Here is a 22,174-nt window from a genome sequence, read left to right on the forward strand (position 1 = left end):
GGGTCGGGGTGGGAAGGGTTATTCTTTCCGGCCCCGACCCCAAACTAGTTCTTTGCTAGGTAAGTAATGCGCGTTCTCCTGCTGCGCACCGATCTTGCCAGCACGCCCTCGCCCTCGTCCCACGTGCTGCGGGCGGCTCAGAGAGCTCCGCTAGCAAGTCGTGCCGAGTTGGCATCTACCACCATCGATACATTTCAAGCCATGCAGGGTTCGATACGCCTGTCTAGGCAAAACGCGATTACGGCCGCCAACAGTGGGGAAGAGGACACGAGGAGAGAGTGGAAAGTTAGATTGATGGCACAAAAACTTCTGTCCTCTCATCCGATAGCGGCAAGAGAAAACGACCAAAAGCGGGGCCAATAACTTACCAGGACTGGCTGACCGGTGCGCCTTCCTTGTATCCAGCGGCACTTTGAACTCCCACGATTGCTCGCTCTCGAAACTCGGCTTGATTCCGCGAACCGGCATAGGTGAAAGAAGAACGTACACCAGCGAGAATCCGGTCAATAATATCTTCCACAGATGGAGCTGAAGGGCTCAAATACATGCGCGAGGTACTAATTCCCTCCTCGAAAAGCAATTTCCGAGCGCGGTCAAAGCTATCGCTTTGCGCGTTCCTATTGGTAACAGCGCGACGCGAAGCCATTCCATAGTTTTCCTTGTACGGCTTGCCCTGACCATCAAGGACAATATCTCCCGGAGACTCATAGGTCCCTGCGAACCATGAACCAACCATCACATTTGAAGCACCTGCAGCCAACGCGAGGGCGACATCTCGAGGGTGCCTTACCCCACCATCAGCCCAGACATGCTTGCCCAGTGCATGAGCGCGCTGAGAGCACTCCAGCACAGCAGAGAACTGAGGGCGGCCAACCGCTGTGGCCATACGAGTAGTGCACATTGCGCCCGGGCCAATACCTACCTTTAAGATATCTGCACCTGCAGAGACTAAGTCATCAACTGCATCTGCAGTGACGATATTACCGGCCACAATAGGAACAGTAATTCCGCTTGCTTTAATCGCCTGCAAAGCGTCAACCATTTTCCTTTGATGTCCGTGAGCAGTATCAACAACTAGCACATCAACCCCAGCTGCGACCAGCTGCTCCGCCCGACCCGCCACGTCTCCGTTGATGCCCACAGCGGCGGCGATTCGTAGCTTTCCTGCTGAATCCACATTTGGTTGATAGATAGTCGACCGAACACAACCCTTAGAGGTAAGTACCCCAACTAGGTGGTTCTCTTTATCTACGATAGCAGCGACGCCTAGACGCTCTTTGGTTAGCTCTGCGTAAGCCTCATCTGGAGAGATGCCTTCGGGTAGCGTTAGTGGATTGGGATCCATAATAGTGTGGAGTTGTGCGAAGTGGTCTACGTTGTGTAAAGAGGATTCAGGAACCACACCAATCGGATGATTTTCCGCATCCACAACAATCACAGCTCGATGAGAACGTTTATGTATTAGCGACAATGCGGCAGTCACAGTGCAAGACTTATCTACCTTTACGGGAGTGTCATAGACAGTGCTGGCGGCTTTAACCTTGCCGACAGTTCTGGCTACGTAATCGGCGGGAATATCTTGAGAAATACAAACTAGGCCGCCGCGGCGTGCTACGGTTTCCGCCATTCGTTTACCAGCCACTGCAGTCATATTTGCTACCACGATTGGCATGGTGGTACCGGTACCATCATCTGAGCTGAGATTTACATCGAAACGTGAAGGGATTTCAGAAAGAGAAGGGACCATGAAAATGTCGTCGTATGTCAGTTCATACGGGGGAGTTATATCGTTAAGAAAGCGCATATTGCGCTATTTTACGCAGGTAATTCTGGTCTGTACACCTGACCAGACGTCTATCTTAGTTGATTGATAATAGTCGCGCATTTGAGCAAGTTTTAATCAACTAACTTCTAAATATCTCTTATCAAATCCCGAATCAACAGCTAAACTTATAGGTAGTAGAAAATATGAACTATCGCAGAGGATAGTTTTCCGCAGGCAAAGGAGCTTGGTATGGCATACCGGATACTGAAAAAGACACGGTTAATTGCTTGGGGAGCGGCAACCGTCGCCCTCATAGTCCCGGCAGCAATGATTCCGAATGTCGCTGTTGCGGAGCCTGACCCGAATGCGCAGACAATCACAACTGTGCTGAATGCTTTAGCGGACACCACGCTACAGGCATGGGCGGGTGAAAAAATCCAGAGCATGAATGCTAAGCCCTACGTGGCCGCGCTACAACCGAATGGGCATGGGTACTTCGGAGAACAATTCGACTCCACCAACACTGGTGACGGCACCGATGCCAAGACTGGCATGGTGACATTCAACCTGTCGGCTTTTGACGAAGCACCACAAAATGCAATCTTGCGACTCTCCTATTTAGGTTGGGCTGGCGGCCATGTTCCTTCAGCCACAGACACCAATACAATCAAGGTGATCGCAGTTGATGACACCAGCTGCACAAATAACGCCAGCTCCTGCCCGACGGGACAAGCTACCTGGGCGACTCGCCCACGCTTCTCTGGTGAAGATGGGCGAGCGATAGCAGAGTCTCAGCCTTTCGCGTTCGGGTCCACCCGCTACGCAGACTCAATGGTCGTGCACTCTAGTACGCCAGTCGACCTCGATGTCACCGCGATTATTGCTGAAGAATTTGCCAAAGGGCCAGACCATAAAGTGGTCACATTTGTGATTGGCGAAAGTAAGCACTACGATATTCGATTTGCTAGTACCGAAGGCGCTGGATCGCTTAGCGGAGCAAACCAAGATATGGGTCCCAAGCTCACAGTTACTACCAAAGCAAAGGGTGAATACCTCAGTGTCACTGCTCCGACCAAGACGCGATACCAAGCGGGGGAGAGCTTTGATCCCACAGGACTTACCGTAAGGCTGGTAAACACAGCGGACGGGTCAGAAACCGTATTGACTGAAAACCAGTACACCCTCAGTGGAACCGACTACGATACCAATCAGGTGGGTGGGCATCCCATCACCGTGACATCCAATGATGACCACGCTTTGTCTGCAACCTTCCTCATCTACACTGTTGTTGCAAACGACACCGAAGACGCCCTCGATACTAGCCGAGACAATTTCCTCTGGTACCTGAAACCCGCCTCTCAAACCAAACTTCGTCTGCCTGCAGGTAGCATCGGACAGGGTGATAACAACCAATGGCAACAGACGACACTGCCTGTCGGTAACGGAAAGATCGGCGGCACAGTTTGGGGTGAAATCGGCACTGAACGAATCACTTTTAATGAGGAAACCCTCTGGACTGGTGGGCCCGGCACCACCTCTAACTACAACGGCGGCAACAACCGTAACAAGGGTAGAGACGGCCTCACTTTGCGTAGCCTCAACCGCCAACTAGCCGCGGGAGCAGACACAGTCAATCCGCACGGGCTCACCGGCGGTGAAGATGCCCGGCAGCAAGGTTCCTACCAAAACTGGGGAAACATCTTCATTGACTACGGTTTCGGAAACAACACTACATTCAGTGAATACCGCCGCGACCTGAACCTTGATAAGGGAATAGCCAGCGTTTCGTTCAAGCACGACGGCAAGAAGTACACTCGCGAATACTTTGCTTCTAACCCCGACAATGTGATGGTCTCAAGACTGAAGGCAGAAGACGGAGCCGAACTCAACCTGAAGATTAGCCTAAACCCAAACCCGGGCTTCTCTAAAACCGATGCCAGCACTAAAGTCAACGGCGACATACTTACCGTTAAGGGTGCTTTGGGCAACAACGGCTTAATCTACAACTCCAAAATCAAAGCAATCGTGGATCAGGGAACCGTAGGAGCAAGCAAGGATGGTGAATCACTGACCGTCAGCGGCGCCAGCGTAGTCACCCTTTACATTGCTGCGGCCACTGACTATAAACAGGTATACCCCAACTACCGCACCGGCGAAGATGCTGAGCAGGTGGACCTGCGGGTTGCTAAGAATATCCAAGATGCAGCTAACAAAGGCTACGGTGCGGTTCGTGACGCGCATGTGGCCGACCACGAAGCGCTCTACCACAGGGTCTCCCTTGACCTTGGTCAAAGCAAACTAGCAGCGAACGAAGAACTAAACACTGAGAAACTGCTAGATGTCTATAATGCGGGGACCGCAACACCAGCACAGAAGCGAGAACTAGAAACCAAGGTCTACCAGTATGGCCGCTATCTGACCATTGGCTCCTCCCGTGAGAACAGCCAATTGCCAGCTAACCTGCAAGGCATCTGGTCATCCACGGCTGACGACAATGCACACGGTCGCACACCTTGGGGCTCTGACTTCCACATGAATGTCAATCTGCAGATGAACTACTGGCCGACCTACTCTGCCAACCTTGCGGAGCTGGCTAAACCCCTGATTTCCTATGCGACCGGGTTGGTCGAACCAGGACGCGTTACTGCCAAGATTTACGCTGGCGCGAATACTGCCCCCGGTACGCCGGTGGGTGAAGGGCAAGGCTACATGGTTCACACGGAGAATACTGCCTACGGGTGGACGACCCCCGGTGCCGCCTTCTCATGGGGCTGGAGTCCAGCCGCAATGCCTTGGTTACTGCAGAACGTGTACGAAGCATACGAATACAGTGGCGACAAGGGACAGCTCGAATCAGAGATTTATCCGCTGCTTAAGGAAGAGTCGAACTTCTACGTTGACTACATGCTGCACAAGGGATTCTTGCCAGCCTCTGACGGTACCCCGCGGCTGACGACTGGTGTTGCTTACTCGGCAGAGCACGGTCCGCAGGGCACTGATGGAAACGCCTACGAAAGCTCCCTAGTATGGCAGATGCTTAACGACGCAATCGAGTCTGCTCAAGCGCTAGGCGTAGACGATAGTCTAGTTGGAAACCTAGAAAACTGTAGCGTTGACAACTGGGCGAAGGACGACTCCGGTCGTTTCATTGATGGTAGTGCAAACCGATCATGGTCTTGTGCGCAGAACCTGCTCAAACCTATCGAGGTAGGCGCTAGCGGACAGATTAAAGAATGGTACTTCGAAGGTGAGCTTGGTAAGAAGCTTGACGGCTCTCCGATTCCGAGCTATCAGGTCAACCACCGGCATATGTCCCATATGCTGGGTCTATTCCCCGGTGACCTAATCACAGTTGATAACCCCACTTACATGGATGCCGCCAAGACCTCGATGACCTATCGTGGTGATGATGCTACCGGTTGGGGAGTTGGGCAGCGCATCAATGCGTGGGCCCGCACCGGTGATGGCAACCATGCGTATCAACTGATTGAAAAGCAGCTCAAGAACGCGATGTACGCGAACCTCTTTGATGTACACCCTCCGTTCCAGATCGATGGAAACTTCGGAAACACCTCTGGCGTCAACGAAATGCTGATGCAGTCGAACTCCACATTTGTTGGTACCGACGGGAAGAAGTACCAGAACTACACCAATATCCTGCCTGCCTTGCCTGACCAATGGGCAGATGGAAAGATACGCGGACTGGTTGCTCGCGGGGCCTTCACAGTTGGTATCGATTGGGAAGCTGGAGAAGCGGAGCGCATTCTTCTACACTCTGGAAAGGGAAATCAGGCTGCGATTAAGATTACCGAGGGCGGATCCAAGGAATACCAGGTGACGATGCTGCCGGTGGTTGCTGGTTCCGGTAGCTCTTTCCGTAATGCGCTCGCCCCTGAAGCTGTGCCTCACAAAACTGTCACTAATTCGGCAGGGGAGACCCTCCTAGTGTTCAACACGACTGCTGGTGCTAACTATCTAGTTGCTGAAAAACCTCCTGTCGTGCCGGTAACAGCAATTGCAGTATCGGGTAAGCCTGCAATGAACGAAGGCGAAACCCAAGCTCTCACTGTTGAGGTATCCCCAGAAACGGCCACGGATAAGACGGTAACTTGGGTGTCTTCGGATTCGGAGGTCGCCGCCGTCGACGCTAGTGGTATGGTTACGGCAGTTAAAGCTGGAACTGTTACCATCTCCGCGACTTCACTTTCAGCCCCGAATGTAGTTGGATCTTTCGAGATTGAGGTCAGCGCGGTTGCCTCGCCGGAGAGTCCTGAGCCTGGGGTAAGCCCGGAGACGGTGGAGAGTCCTGAGCCTGGGGTAAGCCCGGAGACGGTGGAGAGTCCTGAGCCTGGGGTAAGCCCGGAGACGGTGGAGAGTCCTGAGCCTGGGGTAAGCCCGGAGACGGTGGAGAGTCCTGAGCCGAACCCGACTCAAGAGAATCCTGATAGCTCGGTAACCAATGAGACGCCTGAGACCCCTGAACCGGATGCTAGCACGGAAGATGCCGCTGCAGAAAGCGTTGCTGTGTCAACACCTGACGGTAAAGCTAAGGTGCCCACGGCTGCTGCACTCAGCGCCACCGGTGTGAATGGAATGTTGGTTTCGGTGATCTCTTGGTCGCTACTGTTGCTTGGAGTGATACTGCTCGCCAACCGGAAGCGGAGCGTCTAACCAATCAACCCTTAGGACACAAGGAGGCGTACAGCTCAGCGAGCATGTGCGCCCCTTGCTGTCCATCGGGGGGAGCTAAGCGCCTAAAAGCCTCTCCGCCTGCCTGATGGAACTGTTCAGCATTGAGAGAGTCCATCTCATAGATGGTCTCCAAGCAGTCAGCAAAGAAACCAGGGTTCACAACCAGAATCTTTCGTTTCCCTTCGGCCGGAAGCTGTGCCATTCGGTCAATAGTTGCCGGTTCCAGCCACTTTCCTGGTCCAAACTTTGATTGGAAAGTCTCTTCCCAGTAAACATCTACACCTTGCTTGTGCAATTCTTCCATTATTGCTATAGCAGTGGAATGGCATTGCCCTTGGTATTCAATCGGATTGTGTGCTTTTCGCTTTGGGACGCCGTGCCATGAAAAAATTACCGCGTCAACTGGCTCTTCTGCCAGCTCCCGCTTAATTTCTCCGACGTACCAGTTCACATAAGACGGTAGTGTCGGCCAAGAGAGAGCAGTCAAATGAGGGGTATCGTTTCCTTCCGATTTTGCGGCTTGGACACCCCAATTAACCCGATCTAAAACAGATTCGACCGTCACCGGTGCATACTGAGGGTAGGTTGGGAGCACCGTAATGTGGTTACACTCAGAAGCCAGCTCACGGTACACATCGACCAGATTTGGGCTGCCGTACTGGTAGGCTTCTTCGACTCGCGCATGCGGCAACAAGTTTCGTAGATATTGGACTTGACTGCTGGTAATAGCACGCAAGGGGGATCCTTCGCTGGTCCAAATCGCCTCGTATTGGGATAGGACTTCCCGAGGACGTTTCCGCAACAAAGGGCCATGCAAAATAGGTAACCAAAGTAAACGCGGAAAATCCACTACCCGAGGATCTGATAGAAACTCTCTCAAGAAATCGCGGATTGCCGCTTCTGTGGGCTCGAGCGGAGACCCTAAAGCGACGACGATAATTCCTTCAGAACCATTGACTTCTGGGACAGTAGACCTAGCCATTTAAGACCTCTTTGTGGAAAGTGTCATTAAAACACTATAACAATAGCCCAGAGTCGATAGGTTTGCAGACAATGATCGCATAGGCGTGCCCCTTGTGAAAGCAAATTTGTCGCATTCAGCTCCGCATACGCAGCTGGGCGGACCGGATAGGCAGATATGCTTGTTGGGGGACTGAAGGACTGGTTTACTGGAACTAGAAAGCAATTCAAAGCTGATTTCGAATAGAACCAAGAACAGGATGAAAACCATGAAATTCAGTCTGGAAATTCGCTCCGACATAGGAGAGCCCGAAGTGGTGGTGATTGCTCCGGAGTGGAGCACAGAGCTGGATAGCTTACGAAGCTACGTGCTTGATCTGGATGAAGGGGGCACCCAGGTTGAATCAATGCGACTGGTGGGAATCGACGGCGGAAATGCGACGCTGATAAAACCTTCTCAGATAATGCGAATCCGCACTCAAGACCGAAATATCTATGCAGATACTAGGCAGGGGAGCTGGAGGCTGAAACAGCGTCTAAGAGAACTTGAAGAAACCCTTCCCGCGGAGGACTTTATCCGCATTAACCAAGGGGAGATAGTCAATCTCAGCTTTGTCTCTAGGATGGATTTATCTCTTTCCGGAACGATTGCTTTGACATTGCTTGACGGTACTAAATGTTTTGTTTCTAGGCGCTCGCTCAAGCGCTTCAAGTCTGCCCTAAAACTCTAACTATCCCATCCTAGAAAGGAAGAACCCATGAATACCCATAAAACCGACCGAATGATGTCTCCCAACAAGACTTTCACTCCACTCAACTTGATGCTGGGAGCTCTAACCGGATTGGCGATTGGCGTTACACTGGAGCTAGTATTCTCGTTTGCCATCTCCAACCAGTACACCGCAGGGTTACCCAGCTATCTCGATAGCTTCGGAAACCAAAACGTGGCAGTGCTCATGTCTCGCGGGATCTACATGATGCTAGGTGTTGGTATGCAGCTGCTCTCTGGCTTGTATGATAGCGACCGTTTCTCGCTCATGTCAGCGACTGTGCTCCATTACCTTGGTGTTAGCTTCTTACTATCGGGCGCTGGCTTGTTCCTCAAATGGGTGGAATGGGGCTGGTCGATATTAGGGTTTCTTCAGGTAACGACACTAATCTATCTGTGCATTTGGGTTGCCATGTGGCTTAAAATGCGAAGCCAAATCAGAAAAGCAAATCAGAAAATTGCCGAAAGGAAGTTGTCTTAAGCTGAAGAATGTCCGAGCCGCCAGACAGCTCAGCCGATAATCCGGCTGAGTCTGTCACGGATTTGTGTGATTGGGTACTCGAGATTTTATTTCTCTTGTGAGAGAATGAACAGGTGCAGAGTTTAGTATTACAATCGGATTTCGGTCTTCAAGACGGTGCAGTAGCGGCCATGTACGGAGTCGCAGTTGGACAGTGCGACAAACTCAGAATCTGCGATTTGACGCACAATATCCCGCCCTATGACATTTGGGAAGCCTCATACAGGTTGGCACAAACCCTAGCATATTGGCCTGCGGGCACTGTCTTTGTGTCAGTGGTTGACCCTGGAGTTGGCTCTGAACGACTATCTGTAGTTGCAAAAACTAAGCAAGGGCACTACATCGTTACTCCAGATAACGGAACACTAACCCATGTAAAACTGATTTACGGCATTGAAGCTGTTCGCCAAATCGATGAGACCAAGAACCGGCTTGGCGGTTCGGAAGCTTCCTACACCTTCCATGGACGTGATGTCTATGCGTACACTGGGGCTCGCCTAGCAGCCGGGCTGATCGATTTTACCGAGGTCGGTCCAGAAATTGATGTAGCTAAAGTGATTGCGCTTCCGGTGGATCCACCGGACATTGAAGGGGACCTCGTCTCAGGAACAATTGACGCCCTCGATGTCAGGTATGGGTCGTTATGGACTTCCGTGCCACGCCAGCTTTTCCATCAGCTCGGTATAAAATTTGGTGACCGTGTACAGTTGCGGATTTACCATGATGGGCGGATTGTCCATTCAAACCAGCTGAAATATGTGCCTAGCTTTGCGGCAGTCGAGTTAGGTGAATCCCTCCTGTACATAAACTCGCTAGACCGAGTCGCAGTAGCTATTAACCGCGGCAGTTATGCACGGGCATTCAATATCGGACCAGGTGCTGACTGGAAAGTCACCCTCGAACTTGTCAAATAATCCAACTACGCAGGAGACAAACCATGAAGAAGACTGATCCAATCACTCAGGTCGTTGCCATTGGCATCGGCGCTGCACTGTTCTTTGTCCTTGGACGCTTCCTTTCGATTCCTTCGCCGATTCCCAATACCTCAATCAGTATTCAGTATGCCGTCTTGGCGGTATTCGCTGTACTGTTCGGTCCCCTAGTTGGGGTAGCTGCTGGAGCTATCGGACACGTGCTCGTTGACGCAACCGGCTACGGAATCTGGGCTTCATGGGAAATCGCCACTGCAGTTTTCGGGCTCACCCTCGGCCTCGTGATGCTAAACAATAAAATCCGCGAGGGCGTGCTCCCGGGTAAAGATCTTGTTAAGTTCAATCTAGCAGTCGTAATTGCACATGCGGTTGCGTGGCTGGTGGTCGCGCCCCTCGGTGACATATTGATCTACTCTGAGCCAGCCAACAAGGTATTCGTGCAAGGCGCCTTCGCTTTCGCTTCGAACGCTGTCACTACCTGTGTTTTGGGTACCATCATTTTGCTGGCATACGCCCGGACCCGCACTAAATCAGGTTCACTCTCATTGGAGAAGTAGAAATTTCTGATCCCATTATTTCCCTCAAGGATTTCTCCTTTCAATACAGGGAGCAGTCCAATCCCACGCTTTGTGACCTTAACCTAGAGGTTTTCCAGGGACAGAAGGTCGCAATCGTGGGACCTTCTGGTTGTGGCAAATCCACATTAGTGTCAGTGCTCAACGGACTAATCCCGCATCACTATCAGGGTGAATCAAAGGGAACAGTCAAAATTGCCGGCCTAAATCCCCAAAACGCCCCAATCGTCGAAATTGCTAGGCATGTCGGGACTGTGCTCCAAGATATGTCGAGCCAGTTTGTGGGCTTGACCGTGGCCGAAGATATTGCGTTTTCACTAGAGAACCGAGCTGTCCCACAAGCAGGAATGCCCGCCATGGTGACTGCTGCCGCTGAGACTGTTGGAATGGAAAGCAAGCTGGATGCGGCGCCGCAGGATCTGTCTGGTGGACAAAAACAGAGAGTGGCAATGGCTGGCGTGCTGGTCGAAAACGTGGATATCCTCATCTTTGATGAGCCTTTAGCCATGCTAGACCCGGCTTCCGGTAGAGCAACTATTGATTTGATAGACCGGCTCAATCAGGATGGAAAGACCATCCTGATTGTTGAGCACCGCTTGGAGGACGTGCTCCATCGAAACGTAGACCGAGTGATTTTGATGGATCAAGGGCAGATTGTTGCGGATCTTCCACCTAATGAACTAGTTGCCACCACATTATTGGAAGAGCACGGGATTAGGCCGCCTCTTCACGTCGCCGCACTGAAATACGCTGGGATTAAGATATGCCCCCAAATGTGTGCGGCATATGTGGAGCGGCTAAAGCTATCGCCTATAGAGATTCAGAAGGTGAAAGCCTGGGCTGACTCTATCGAGACAACAGGCACCACCACTCAGGTCCAAACTGAAACAGTTATTGAACTAGATGAGGTAACTGCAGCATACCCGCCAGCAGGGGATGAGGTACCTCCGCCAGTTTTCCAAGCGGTGTCAGTCTCCTTACAAAGCGGGTCAATGGTCGCGATTGTCGGGTCGAACGGAGCTGGCAAGTCAACTCTCGCTGGGGCGATCTGTGGATTCGTGCCAATCACCGCCGGTGTACTTAAAATCAACGGTTCTTTGGCGAACAGCTGGTCGCTTGCGCAACGTGGAGAAGAAGTCGGATTTGTCTTGCAATCACCCTCACAGATGCTCTCAGCACCGCTAGTGACGGATGAGCTCCAGCTGGGATTGAAAGTGAAAGGAATAGACGCCCAAACAATAGCTGAGCGATGTGAAAAGGCGCTTAGAGTGTGTGGTCTGTGGCAGCACCGCAACTGGCCTATCTCTGCTCTCAGTCATGGGCAGAAAAAACGGCTCACGATTGCGACAATCTTGGCGCTCGGCCCCAGCATTTTGATTCTTGATGAGCCTACTGCCGGACAGGATTTTGCGCACTACGCAGAGTTCATGGATTTCTTGAGAGAAATTAATCAGTCAGGTGTCACTGTAGTCCTGATTACCCACGATATGCATTTGGCCCTGGAATACACTCAACGAGTGCTAGTGGTCAGCGGGGGAGAGATCCTAGCCGATGATTCACCGGCGAAAGTACTAACCGATCCTGCGATTACTAAAGCCGCAGACCTAACCCTGACTGGCTTACATGCTCTGGCTCAGCTTTGCGGGATTCACAATATTTCTGGATTCGCACAAAAGTTCGTTGAGGCTGACCAAAAACTACGACGACAGCAGGGGAACCGAGGGGGAGGAGCATGAGCGCCCCAGTCCTTGGATATGTGGAAAGGCACGGTGTTTTACACCGTCTAACTGGAACCTCGAAACTTGTGCTGGTCTTAGCCCTCGTGATCACGGGCATGATTACTTTCGATGCCCGCCTGCTGGCTGCCCTATCATTCCTAAATATTATTCTTTGGGTACTTTCCCGGATCCGGTTACACGACCTTTGGTTAGTCCTTTCGGTAATCCTTGTATTCATGGTGCTAAACAATCTACTGATTTACATCTTCGCGCCCGCATACGGGACTGAGCTCTTCGGTACTGAACATATATTGTTAAAAGGGGTGGGGAGATGGAACCTTACCACTGAGCAGCTGTTCTACCAGCTGTTAGTCACTTTAAAGTACTTTGCGGTTCTCCCCTCAGTGTTACTGTTTATTGCTACCACTAGGCCGCCAGAGTTTGCTGCCTCACTGAACCGGCTTGGAGTGCCCTATCGCATGGCATACGCGGTTTCGCTGGCACTACGCTATATCCCAGATATTCAAAGAGAGTTTGCAACCATCAACCAGGCGCAGCAAGCCAGAGGACTAGACACCTCAAAGAACGTGAAACTGGGGGTAAGGATACGAAATCTGATCTCTATCCTGATGCCACTATTATTATCATCCCTAGATCGGATTGAAACGATTGCCGCAGCGATGGAGCTACGCGGTTTTAGCAGCGGCAAACGCCGCACCTGGTATGCGGCACGCGCACTTAAACCTGCTGACTGGTTAGTGATCGGTCTAAGCTTAGGTATCTTTTTGCTAGCTGTAGCTTTATGGCAGGTAAACTCTGGTCGATTCTGGAATCCGTTCACCAGAATTTAACTGTGGTCGAATATCTCCATCAGCTAACAGGTAGTTGCCATGTCAAATATTCTCTTTATAGTGGCGTATACTTTAGGCATTCAAAACAATCTAGTAGACTCCAGAAAGGGCGGCCACGCTCGTGAGTGAACTATTCCAACTGTTATGGACCAGACAATCCTTCTTCTTTGAGCTGTTTGTGCAGCACCTACTGATTTGTCTAATAGCAATCGTAATGGCCTGTATTATCGGAGTGAGCCTTGGTATTGGGGCTGCTGAACGTAAGCAAGCTAGCGGTTTCGTAATGGGTACGGCTAACTTTGTTTACACGATTCCTTCCATTTCAATGCTGGGTTTCTTGATTCCGCTTACTGGAATCGGTAACACTACCGCCATTGTTGCGCTCACCATCTACGGTTTGCTTCCAATGGTTAGAGCCACCTATACAGGTCTCACCAACGTGGATCCCTTATTGATCGAAGCAGCTCGGGGAATGGGCTCAACCCGTAAGCAATTGTTATGGAAAATAAAGATGCCTTTAGCCTTGCCCGTTATCATTTCGGGTCTACGCAATATGGTGGTCATGACTATCGCACTAGCCGGTATTGCGTCTTTCGTTGGAGCGGGTGGTTTAGGTGTAGCCATCTACCGTGGAATTACCCTAAATAACACCACTATGACAGTTGCAGGTAGTTTGCTTATTGCAATTTTGGCGTTAGTTTCAGATGCTCTGATCGGTTGGGTTGGAAAAGTCTTGGCTCCCGGATCTAAGGCCAAACGAGGTGGCCTCTACGCGATCGCGACCATGTTTGTGGTCGCAGTACTAGTTCCGATTATCGTCTCGGTTTCCAGCATGGGTGGCCCAACCATTCATATTGCTACTAAACCTATGACCGAGCAATACATTATAGGTCAAATCTTGAAGCAAAAGATTGAGTCTGAAACCAACTTGAAGGTGGAAATCACTCAAGGCGTCGGCGGTGGTACCTCAAATATTCAGCCGGCCATGGAAAACGGCAGTTTTGATATCTACCCCGAATATACCGGCACTGGTTGGGCTGCTGTACTCAAGAACGAGAGCACCTATGGGCAACAGGATTTTTCTGAGTTGGCAAAACAATACCGAGACCAATATGACATGGAATGGGTAACTTCCTACGGGTTCCAAAATACCTACGGTATTGCCGTCCCTGATGAGCTAGCAAAACAGTATAACTTGAAGACTATTTCGGATTTAGTTCCTATCGCCGACCAGCTTGTTTTCGGTGCAGAACCAGACTTCTTTGAACGCCTAGACGGATACAACGGGCTCACGGAGGCCTACCGAATGAAGTTCGCAAGTACTAAAGACATTGACGTTGGCCTGAAGTATGAAGCCATCAGGGGAAAGCAAATTCAAGCAATGCCGATTTTCACCACTGATGGCGAGCTAGCGGGTTCAGGACTAACCGTCCTCACCGACAACCTCGGTTTCTATCCGGCCTACGACTGCATGAACGTTGTTCGCGGCGAGATCTTGCGAAAGCACCCTGAACTCAAAGGTATCTTGGAGAGCCTAGACGGCACTATCGACGAGGCGCACATGATTGACATGAACTCTCGCGTGGAAAACGGCGGCGAAACCCCCAGCGAGGTAGCGAGCGACTTCCTCGCCAACCTAGATTCAATGAAAGGCAACGGAAAATGAGTGCAGAGCAGCCAGCCAAAAGCAGTGAAGACACCATGATTAGCCTCGATAGTGTAAAAAAGAGCTATGGTGACAAAACCATCATTGAGTCGTTATCTCTCAAGGTTTCTAGGGGAGAATTCCTAACTATTCTTGGCGAATCAGGCAGTGGTAAATCTACTTTGCTAAAAATGATTAATGGCCTCGTCACGCCCGATAGTGGAACTATCATGGTTGACGGTACAAAGGTGGCTACGCCGGCACCTTCAGAGAGCGATCTGGTGAAGCTACGCCGGACCGTTGGATATGCTGTTCAAGGTTCAGTCCTGTTCCCGCACCTGAGTGTGGCGCAAAATATTGGGTATGTACCGAAGATATCTGGCGCATCGAAGGGAGAGATTAAAGAAGCCGTGCACAGAGCGATTAAGATTGCCGGCCTAGATGAGGATCTCCTCGACCGCATGCCTGCGCAGCTTTCGGGCGGTCAAGCACAGAGAGTTGGCATTGCGCGCTCAATCGCGGGACGGCCCCGGATTCTACTAATGGATGAGCCTTTCGGTGCTGTGGATGAGATTACTCGGCGCGCCCTGCAGGACGAGATAGTAGAAATTGTGGGGCAAGAAGGACTTACCTGCTTGTTTGTCACCCACGACACCGCGGAAGCACTCAAGCTAGGTTCCAAAGTGCTGGTGCTCAAGAACGGCGCAATTGAGCAGTATGACACCCCAGATGAGGTTGCTAACCACGGAGCGACAGATTACGTTCGCACTTTGGTCAATCACCAGAGTTAGCTCAACATGCTCTAAGCGTTATCTTCAGCGCGCATATGGGATTGTCCGATAACATCAATCCATGGATGAAACACAGTTTGTTAATGGTTTGGCAATACCCGACACGCATAAGCGGGTAGTCACTAAGATTCTTGAGGCTTTGCGCAGGGAAGATTTGCACCTAGAACTCGCCCTCGAAGATGGGGAGTTGTACGTGGAGATTGAGGACCAGATGCGTGGCAATCTGACTGAGATGGCCCGTGACCTGGCTGAAGTTTCTGAGGCGGAGCAAGACGAGGCCATCAGCTCTGTGTTGCATCAGGTCGTAGCTTACCGAACTGAAGCTGAGCTATTTCTTGACGAGGGGGAGGAAATACCCGTTCCTGAGCTTTCCGCGGTGGTAGCGACTTTGCTTCCCACCATCGAAGAGGGGGAAGAGTTCTCATATGCCAAGGACCTTGGCGGAGATGTTCATGCCTATCTTCTGACCGACACTGGTAGTGGATGGAAACTTCTAGACGATCAGCTAGTCTTAGGCATGAACGTCGCAGACTCCAAACTTTGGGATTCAGCGGTTGCTGCTACCAGCCAGTTCCCGGTATCAGAGGTAATTGAAGTTGAGGACGACATCGTTGCCATTCTCGGGTCTAGCAGGGAGTTCAGTGCCCGCGCCTTGGACATGGTTGAGCTTCTCGATGAGGCGCAGGTTGAATACGGGGACGAGGGCGTGTTCTTTGCTATCCCCAGCCCACGGTCAGTGTTGGTTCTTCCAGTTAGAGCAGGATCGGTAGAAGCCGATGCAATGCGCATGGTCGAGTACAAAAATGGACTGCTAGAAAACCCTGATTTCGTTGATGCTGAAGGTATCCTGGGTGACCGAGCCTACTACTGGTCAGCGCGCAGCGAGGAGGGCACCGGGATCATCTGCTACGAACATGAATACACCCAAAACGGTGAAGAATATGTCGAGCTGGTGCTACCAGACAACCTGTGGGAACTTGATTCGAATAAGCGTGACTAACGGCTGGTAGTTTTGCGAACGCTCAGTTTCACCATTGCGGGCTTTGAAGTAGAGGTCTCCCGAAAACGGGTCAAGAACTTTAACCTTCGTTATCAAAGTAGTACAGGTAGGTTTGTGGCGTCCGTGCCTCTGCGGTCAACCCGCGCCCAGATTGAGTCCTTTCTGGTAACGAATGAGTCTTGGATCCGTAAAACGCATGACAAGGTTGCAAAAATGCGTCTCAAACAGGCACTTAACTGGCGGCAAACGGGCCTGCTTCCGGTTTGGGGTGCGCAGTTTCTCCTTGCTGTTGAAGAGGTAGGGAATCTCCCTCGTCAACAAGCCAAACTGGAATTGGATGAGGGAGGACTAAGCATGTTGCTGCCATCCTCGTTACTATCAGCCAATGGTCCGGAATTGAGCCGATGGCCGGCGGAAGACGCTCATGCTCTTGACCGCTTAGTGGACAGCTTCTATCACGGCCAAGTTAGGTCAGCAGGTGGGCTCCTCATTCCTCGCCTCAGCCAAGAGATAGCAGTAAAACCCGGTAACTTAGCTGTCAGGAAGATGAAAAGTCGTTGGGGCTCTTGTAACCCGAGGACAGGTCGCATCTGTTTGAACTCCGAACTAGCCCGATATGATGAAAAGTTCTTACGCTACATAGTTATCCATGAACTTGCGCATTTGCGCCACGCAAATCACGGAGCGGAGTTCTGGACTCTGGTGGAGAAGCATGAACCCCAAGCTAGAGAGCTACGCAAACAGTTGCGCCAGGTGAGTCGATAAACCCACCTGGCGCAACCATTCAGAAAGGACTAGAGAGTCAAAGTAGTTCGTTAACTCTCTTTAGCGGTATTTGAAGTGACTTCCCACTTGGGGTCGCCCTGCACACCCTTCTGTGCCAGAACAGGATCTGCGCTCACAGGTGTGCGTAGTTTCGGGTAACGACGATCTTCCTTGCCCCACCACGGCATATAGCCAACGAATCCATCAACCGGGGGAGTGAGGGACTCGGGCTCGTAGCCCAACTCAGCCGGGGTCTCCGGAATCATATCGGTCAAGAAGTACTTGTCAGCGTCATCAGCGTGTAGTTTAACAACCTTAGCGAATGCCTTGGTATTGAAGAACAGAGCATTGGTGATCGGGTTTCGCTTCGTCTTGATAATCAGATACAGCCACCAGATGAACAGGACAACGTTCCAAATCAGGGCTGCGCCAGAGCTGACGATGTTGGCGTTGGGATCCATGGTTGCAAAGTTGGTCATTGCGCCCGGGGGAACCGCAATGTCGGCCAGCAGGTTGTTGAAGGCAATCCAGAACATCAAAGTGAAGCAGCGGAACCAAATCCACTGACCCTTTGCCCAAGTGAAGGCGGGAATGGTGCAGGCAAGCAGCAAAGCTAAAGTGCAGTACCAGGTGTAGTCAGCCAGCGAGTTGTACAAGAATGCGTGGTTCCACAAGTCGTAAGCAATAACCCAAGGCCAAATCATGTCAACCCAGATTAGGCCCTTGACCTTTTCTTTCTTGTTGGTGGTAACGATGATCTTGCCTAGGCCAGTGACGGTGATGCAGTTCAAAAGACCAGCAACAGCAGACATGATATTCCAGTAGCCGCCAATGGTGCGGAAACCAGTGTCGGGGTCAATACCAACGTGGTTAGCTTCGAAGTTAGCGGCTAGAGCTTGGAACCATTCCGGGGTGTTCACCACTGCGGTGAGTCCGCGAGCTTCCGGCAGGCCGGAGAGCATATCTTCAGCCTGGCTATTTGCGATTCCCTGCAAACATTGCCAGTCGGCGGCGCACTGGTAGTAACGGTCAGCATTGAAGTAGATGGTGATATCTCTTACGTTCGCTTCCATGATGTTCGCGACTAGGCCTAGCCAGAGCAAAGCGCCCATCCAGATTGCCCAACGACGGAACTTAACAGGGTCTTTCTTGCCGAGCACCAGCAGCCAGCCGGTCATGGTTGCTGTTGCCACCATCAGTAGATACTTGCCGAAGGGGAACCAGCCCACAATCGGTAGGCCATAGATGTAGGCGTAGGGAATCATAGCAATACCGCCAGCGGTCCAGAACACGAAAATAGTCCAGTTCCAACGGCGGTTAATTTCTGCGACAGCAATCTGCGCAAGCAATACAACCAACCAGATGAGGTAGACACGGGCGGGTCCTGCTTCCCACAAGAAGAGAGAACTCATTAAAATCACCTTTGTTTCTGCATCGAAACTTACGAAGTTACAGCAAAGACTTTACTCCTTTCGCTCATAATGAACTGGGCGGTGAATAAGTGTTCAGGGGGAACCTTGAAGAATGAGCTTTTTCCCGCCGAATCTCAGACAAAAGTCCTATGCGAATGTCCATTGCAAAAACGGATCGGTGCACCCTTTTTCAGTGCGCATATAGTTCGGGAAAAGCGACTTGAATCACTATAAGATTAAGTGACTCGCAAAGTTGCGACTCTTACTAGATTAAATGAGGTGTGAATGATGAGTTTCTTGCCTAGTTCAACCCGTGGGCGTTTGCTGGCATTGGGTGGAGTGGGTGCCCTAGGCATCTTCGGCACAATGTATAGCTTCAGCCAGTTGAGCGGTAAAGCCACTGAGGAAGAAAATAACTGGGTGTATCCGTCAGATGACTTGATTGATGAGAACTATGACAATGGGATCTCATCAACTTACGCAATTGACATCGATGCCCCTGCCTACGCTGTTTGGCGCGTATTCAAACAGATTGGTGCCGAGAAGACCGGATCTTTTAGCTCTGAGTTCCTAGAGCGTACCTTCGCCCGTCTGCCTTTCTTTAACTCCTACGAAATGCAGGAAGAATGGCAGCAGCCTGACTCCTTGATGCCCGGCGATATCGCCGCCTTCGATTTCCACGGTATGAGCATAAAGTGGACTGACGTAGTGCCCGGAAAGTACCTGACCCAGTGGGTTGATACGAAGAACCCGCCAGCAGCTCCCGGTTCCTACGCATTCCGTTTCCCCGGAATGAAACACTACGCCGCAGCTTGGTGCTTCTATGTGGTGCCGTTAAAGGATGGGCGCACGCGACTACTGAACCACTGGCGCGTCGGTTATGAGCCTGACAATTTCTGGACCCGCACCATCAACTGGATCAACATTGAATTTGTTGGCGGTTGCATGGCCCACCTGCAGAACCTCTACGTGAAGCGTCTGTGTGAATTCAGGAAGAAGCCACAGAAGAGCGGCAAGTTCATGCGTGGCGTATTGGGCGGCCGTTTCTTCAATTCTGGCACCCCAGCCGGCCGCTGGGATGGCACACCGTTGTTTGAGGAGACTGAGACTCAGTGGATGCGTTATGGCCGTCAAAAGCCTGCCGTGACGGCTTTCCGTCAGCCCGTTACGGACAACCCGGAGTGGCCGCCGACCGGTCCGGAAAGCCCCTGGGCTGATGTGGTTGATGACCAGTACTTCGAAGGTTGGACTGAGCCGAAGTTTAGCTGGGAAGAGCAGATTCGCCAGAAGATGGAAAAGACCTACCTGCCAAACTGGGGTAAGGAAGGTAACTAGGACTTAGCCTAAGACCACTGCAGGGCGGGCTCTCACAGGTCAGTGAGGGTCCGCCCTGCAGTATGTTCGCTTTGATTTCAGCGGTGGGGTTTTAGAATTTGGCTGTTAGCTGCGTGCGTTCGGCGGTCCGCCACCTGTTGTCGCCACGATCTATCGAAAAGGGTGCCGAGGGAGTTTGCGGTGCCGGGGCCGGCAGAGGAGTGCTCTCTACGGAAGGCTGGCGCTGCGTAAGTGACCCGGAAGTGAACTGATAGCGGGGCCGGTACATTTCTTAGAGGTAGAGAAGTTGGGCTTTGATAAGGATGCATCTACAAAAGGTTTTGGCCTGGTCGAAGTGACCAGGCCAAAACCTTGTTTAGCTTTGAAAAGCTTGTGTAGATGGTCTACGAGACGCGACTACGGGTTTCTTTCACACTAAAATTCGTGCCGCTGAGTACCGGCTTGCCGATGCGCTGTGAAACAAGCTCAATCTGCTCTGCAGTGGCCGTTTCAACTAGCATCTTCTGGTAGCTAGGAGTGTCGGCGTACAATTCCTGAGTGAGCGGGTTGCGGCGGGTCTTAGCGATCCGACGGACATGGTAGACAGCCAAACCGAGGTTAAAGGCCAAAGCTGCGAAAGAGATGATAAACATAGCGGTGCTGTTGTGTGCAGACCGGTGCGCGAAAGCAGAGTCTTGCATGAAGTGCGGGAAGGTCAGCACCACCTGTGACCAGAGGGTCAAGGTGTAAGCGCGGTACTGAATCCATGATCCCTGACCGAACTTGAACAGTACGGGAATTGTGCAAGATGCCAGTAGCGCGACGCCGGAGTACCAAGCACGGTCAGCCAAGCAATTGTAGACGTAGGCGATATTCCACAAGTCGTAGCCGATAATCCACCAAATGGTGAGGTCTCCCCAAATGATGGCTTTGTTCTTTCCCTTGGCAACGTAGATGCCAACCCATCCGGAAATCATCAAGAGGTTCAAGATGCCGGCGATTCCGTTCATTATGTTCCAAGGTCCGCCCCATGTGACCATACCCTGTGAGGGGTCTACGCCGTGAATGAAGTAGCACTGGAAGTCACGGATGACAGCTTCAATAATGTTCACTGCCAGAATCAGTGCCGGGATAGCCAGGTACCAGTTCTGTCTCTGTAGTTTGGGAACGAACTGCAAGGCGACCAAAGACAAGGAGCCGGCTAATGCAGAATACTGTTTAACAATCGGGAACCAGCCTGCGGAGTTCGTGCCGGGCGTTGAGTAGGGCCACCAGAAGATGCTTAATGCAACTGGAATCACTACCAAGAACACGATGATGGCGGCTTTGCTTCGCTGGATTAGCCAAGCGCAGAAGGCCAGTCCGAAAGTGACAACCAGTAACATTAGATAGTCGTACCACTCGCCGCGTTCAAAGAAGAACAAGGTTGGGTAATCGACGGGGGGAATTTCTAGCAACATTTTTGCTCCTCGTTAAGTCAATAGTGCTTATAGTTCCATTTTGGCACCGTGACTTGTGACAAGCACTACAGGTAATCCAAAATTTTGCGGCTGTAACCATAAACTTATGCTTTCGTAAAGAATCTAGGATTAAAGTACTAGATGCCTTGAAAAGCCCTGAAATTATGCCCAAAAAACCGCCCTTTCGTTGCACGAAAGGGCGGTTTTTTCTTGGTTAAATCGTTAGGACAGGGCTGCCGCTACCGCCATGTCTAAAGCCGTGTGGAAGTTAGTTTCACGTTCTTCAGCAGACATGTCTGCCGAGTGGTCCATTAAATGATCAGACACGGTGAGAACAGCCAGTGCCTGCTTACCGTATTCAGCTGCGACACCGTAAAGGGCAGCAGCCTCCATCTCAACACCCAAGACGCCATATTTTGAGAGCACATCAATTGGAGTTTGAGTAGGCAGATAGAAATGATCGCGTGAGATAATCGTGCCAACGTGGACTTGCTTGCCCTCCGGAGCTGCATCAACTGCGGCGCGAACAAGCTCATAGCTAGCCGTAGCTGAGAAATGAACGCCGGGAATTCGATACGTGTTCATGGCGGAGTCCGTGTGAGCTCCCAAGCCGATAACGGCGTCTCCAACCTTCACCTGAGGGGCGATACCACCACAGGTTCCTACCCGGATGATTCTCTCTACACCGAACTGAGAGAACAGTTCTGTCGCATAGATTGAAATAGACGGCTGGCCCATACCTGACCCCATCACCGAAAGCGGCTTCCCCTGATAGGTTCCGGTAAAACCAAGCATGCCGCGAACATCGTTGACCAGTTTGGCGTCGTCCATCAGTAAATGTGCGATGCGTTCAGCACGCTTGGGGTCGCCAGGCATCAGTACAGCAGGGGCAAAATCGCCCATCTCTGCTTTAATATGCGGTGTTGCCATTAACTATTTTCCCTTCAATCATTTGTGTACCAACCTACGTTGTTGGTTTACATCATTACCAATATTAGATTACCT

Annotated in this window: 18 protein-coding genes; 13 read left to right on the top strand and 5 right to left on the bottom strand. The window is 51.4% G+C overall.

All coding sequences use genetic code 11. The features are described from left to right. Positions 1-66: 66 nt before the first annotated feature. Positions 67-363: a hypothetical protein gene (locus BM477_RS03150; RefSeq protein WP_075361234.1), complete on the top strand. Its 297-nt coding sequence runs from the start codon at positions 67-69 to the stop codon at positions 361-363. Position 364: 1 nt separating this feature from the next. On the opposite strand, the gene BM477_RS03155 is transcribed toward BM477_RS03150, so the two are convergent. Beyond that, positions 365-1,804 (bottom strand): GuaB1 family IMP dehydrogenase-related protein, encoded by a 1,440-nt coding sequence (locus tag BM477_RS03155; protein WP_075361235.1) that lies wholly within the window; start codon positions 1,802-1,804, stop codon positions 365-367. A 210-nt stretch (positions 1,805-2,014) separates the two neighbouring features. Between BM477_RS03155 and BM477_RS03160 the strand changes: the two genes are divergently transcribed. Next, a complete protein-coding gene (locus BM477_RS03160; protein ID WP_075361236.1) occupies positions 2,015-6,436 on the top strand; it encodes a glycosyl hydrolase family 95 catalytic domain-containing protein in 4,422 nt (1,473 codons plus the stop codon). A gap of 4 nt (positions 6,437-6,440) precedes the next feature. Here BM477_RS03160 and hemH read toward each other — a convergent pair whose 3' ends face one another. Next, positions 6,441-7,439, bottom strand: coding sequence for a ferrochelatase (gene hemH / locus BM477_RS03165; protein WP_075361237.1), 999 nt, complete (start codon positions 7,437-7,439; stop codon positions 6,441-6,443). Positions 7,440-7,686: 247 nt separating this feature from the next. Between hemH and BM477_RS03170 the strand changes: the two genes are divergently transcribed. The 10 genes from BM477_RS03170 (at position 7,687) to BM477_RS03215 (ending at position 16,983) form a co-directional block, all read left to right on the top strand. Beyond that, entirely contained in the window at positions 7,687-8,148 is a 462-nt protein-coding gene (locus BM477_RS03170) for a LytTR family DNA-binding domain-containing protein (RefSeq protein WP_158024343.1), read from the top strand. A gap of 27 nt (positions 8,149-8,175) precedes the next feature. Then, a complete protein-coding gene (locus BM477_RS03175) occupies positions 8,176-8,667 on the top strand; it encodes a DUF3021 domain-containing protein (protein WP_075361239.1) in 492 nt (163 codons plus the stop codon). 113 nt (positions 8,668-8,780) lie between these two features. Continuing rightward, the gene (locus BM477_RS03180; protein WP_075361240.1) at positions 8,781-9,620 is read left to right on the top strand and encodes an SAM hydrolase/SAM-dependent halogenase family protein; all 840 of its coding nucleotides are present in this window, start codon (positions 8,781-8,783) and stop codon (positions 9,618-9,620) included. 23 nt (positions 9,621-9,643) lie between these two features. After that, a complete protein-coding gene (locus tag BM477_RS03185; protein WP_075361241.1) occupies positions 9,644-10,195 on the top strand; it encodes an ECF-type riboflavin transporter substrate-binding protein in 552 nt (183 codons plus the stop codon). Between the two features lie 17 nt (positions 10,196-10,212). After that, positions 10,213-11,949 carry an ABC transporter ATP-binding protein gene (locus tag BM477_RS03190; RefSeq protein WP_245792864.1) on the top strand — a complete coding sequence of 579 codons (1,737 nt, stop codon included), beginning with the start codon at positions 10,213-10,215 and terminating at the stop codon, positions 11,947-11,949. Next, complete coding sequence (locus BM477_RS03195; protein ID WP_075361243.1) at positions 11,946-12,782, top strand: energy-coupling factor transporter transmembrane component T family protein; 837 nt, start codon at positions 11,946-11,948, stop codon at positions 12,780-12,782. The genes BM477_RS03190 and BM477_RS03195 overlap by 4 nt, the downstream gene beginning before the upstream one ends. A 214-nt stretch (positions 12,783-12,996) precedes the next feature. Continuing rightward, positions 12,997-14,448: an ABC transporter permease/substrate-binding protein gene (locus BM477_RS03200; RefSeq protein ID WP_222842273.1), complete on the top strand. Its 1,452-nt coding sequence runs from the start codon at positions 12,997-12,999 to the stop codon at positions 14,446-14,448. Continuing rightward, entirely contained in the window at positions 14,445-15,218 is a 774-nt protein-coding gene (locus tag BM477_RS03205) for an ATP-binding cassette domain-containing protein (RefSeq protein ID WP_222842274.1), read from the top strand. The genes BM477_RS03200 and BM477_RS03205 overlap by 4 nt, the downstream gene beginning before the upstream one ends. Positions 15,219-15,279: 61 nt before the next feature. Continuing rightward, positions 15,280-16,218 carry a hypothetical protein gene (locus BM477_RS03210; protein ID WP_075361245.1) on the top strand — a complete coding sequence of 313 codons (939 nt, stop codon included), beginning with the start codon at positions 15,280-15,282 and terminating at the stop codon, positions 16,216-16,218. Positions 16,219-16,230: 12 nt separating this feature from the next. Next, positions 16,231-16,983 carry a M48 family metallopeptidase gene (locus BM477_RS03215; protein WP_075361246.1) on the top strand — a complete coding sequence of 251 codons (753 nt, stop codon included), beginning with the start codon at positions 16,231-16,233 and terminating at the stop codon, positions 16,981-16,983. A gap of 50 nt (positions 16,984-17,033) precedes the next feature. Here the strand turns inward: BM477_RS03215 and BM477_RS03220 are convergent, their stop codons facing one another. Beyond that, a complete protein-coding gene (locus tag BM477_RS03220) occupies positions 17,034-18,395 on the bottom strand; it encodes a DUF5692 family protein (protein WP_084543682.1) in 1,362 nt (453 codons plus the stop codon). 288 nt (positions 18,396-18,683) lie between these two features. Here BM477_RS03220 and BM477_RS03225 point away from each other — a divergent pair, with 288 nt between their 5' ends. Further along, the gene (locus BM477_RS03225) at positions 18,684-19,730 is read left to right on the top strand and encodes a hypothetical protein (RefSeq protein ID WP_075361418.1); all 1,047 of its coding nucleotides are present in this window, start codon (positions 18,684-18,686) and stop codon (positions 19,728-19,730) included. A 383-nt stretch (positions 19,731-20,113) separates the two neighbouring features. Here the strand turns inward: BM477_RS03225 and BM477_RS03230 are convergent, their stop codons facing one another. Then, positions 20,114-21,169, bottom strand: a complete 1,056-nt coding sequence (locus tag BM477_RS03230; RefSeq protein ID WP_075361247.1) for a DUF5692 family protein — start codon at positions 21,167-21,169, stop codon at positions 20,114-20,116. 222 nt (positions 21,170-21,391) lie between these two features. Then, entirely contained in the window at positions 21,392-22,099 is a 708-nt protein-coding gene (deoD, locus tag BM477_RS03235) for a purine-nucleoside phosphorylase (RefSeq protein WP_075361248.1), read from the bottom strand. Between the last annotated feature and the right edge of the window lie 75 nt (positions 22,100-22,174).

Origin of the sequence: Boudabousia marimammalium (assembly GCF_001936115.1) — a bacterium.
Classification (GTDB): Bacteria; Actinomycetota; Actinomycetes; order Actinomycetales; family Actinomycetaceae; genus Boudabousia; species Boudabousia marimammalium.

Excerpts from the sequence above, each read along its gene's own strand:
- BM477_RS03150 (WP_075361234.1), top strand. The coding sequence starts at position 67 with ATGCGCGTTCTCCTGCTGCGCACCGATCTTGCCAGCACGCCCTCGCCC.
- BM477_RS03155 (WP_075361235.1), bottom strand. The coding sequence starts at position 1,804 with ATGCGCTTTCTTAACGATATAACTCCCCCGTATGAACTGACATACGAC.
- BM477_RS03160 (WP_075361236.1), top strand. The coding sequence starts at position 2,015 with ATGGCATACCGGATACTGAAAAAGACACGGTTAATTGCTTGGGGAGCG.
- hemH (WP_075361237.1), bottom strand. The coding sequence starts at position 7,439 with ATGGCTAGGTCTACTGTCCCAGAAGTCAATGGTTCTGAAGGAATTATC.
- BM477_RS03170 (WP_158024343.1), top strand. The coding sequence starts at position 7,687 with ATGAAATTCAGTCTGGAAATTCGCTCCGACATAGGAGAGCCCGAAGTG.
- BM477_RS03175 (WP_075361239.1), top strand. The coding sequence starts at position 8,176 with ATGAATACCCATAAAACCGACCGAATGATGTCTCCCAACAAGACTTTC.
- BM477_RS03185 (WP_075361241.1), top strand. The coding sequence starts at position 9,644 with ATGAAGAAGACTGATCCAATCACTCAGGTCGTTGCCATTGGCATCGGC.
- BM477_RS03195 (WP_075361243.1), top strand. The coding sequence starts at position 11,946 with ATGAGCGCCCCAGTCCTTGGATATGTGGAAAGGCACGGTGTTTTACAC.
- BM477_RS03200 (WP_222842273.1), top strand. The coding sequence starts at position 12,997 with ATGGCCTGTATTATCGGAGTGAGCCTTGGTATTGGGGCTGCTGAACGT.
- BM477_RS03205 (WP_222842274.1), top strand. The coding sequence starts at position 14,445 with ATGAGTGCAGAGCAGCCAGCCAAAAGCAGTGAAGACACCATGATTAGC.
- BM477_RS03210 (WP_075361245.1), top strand. The coding sequence starts at position 15,280 with ATGGATGAAACACAGTTTGTTAATGGTTTGGCAATACCCGACACGCAT.
- BM477_RS03220 (WP_084543682.1), bottom strand. The coding sequence starts at position 18,395 with ATGAGTTCTCTCTTCTTGTGGGAAGCAGGACCCGCCCGTGTCTACCTC.
- BM477_RS03225 (WP_075361418.1), top strand. The coding sequence starts at position 18,684 with ATGAGTTTCTTGCCTAGTTCAACCCGTGGGCGTTTGCTGGCATTGGGT.
- BM477_RS03230 (WP_075361247.1), bottom strand. The coding sequence starts at position 21,169 with ATGTTGCTAGAAATTCCCCCCGTCGATTACCCAACCTTGTTCTTCTTT.
- deoD (WP_075361248.1), bottom strand. The coding sequence starts at position 22,099 with ATGGCAACACCGCATATTAAAGCAGAGATGGGCGATTTTGCCCCTGCT.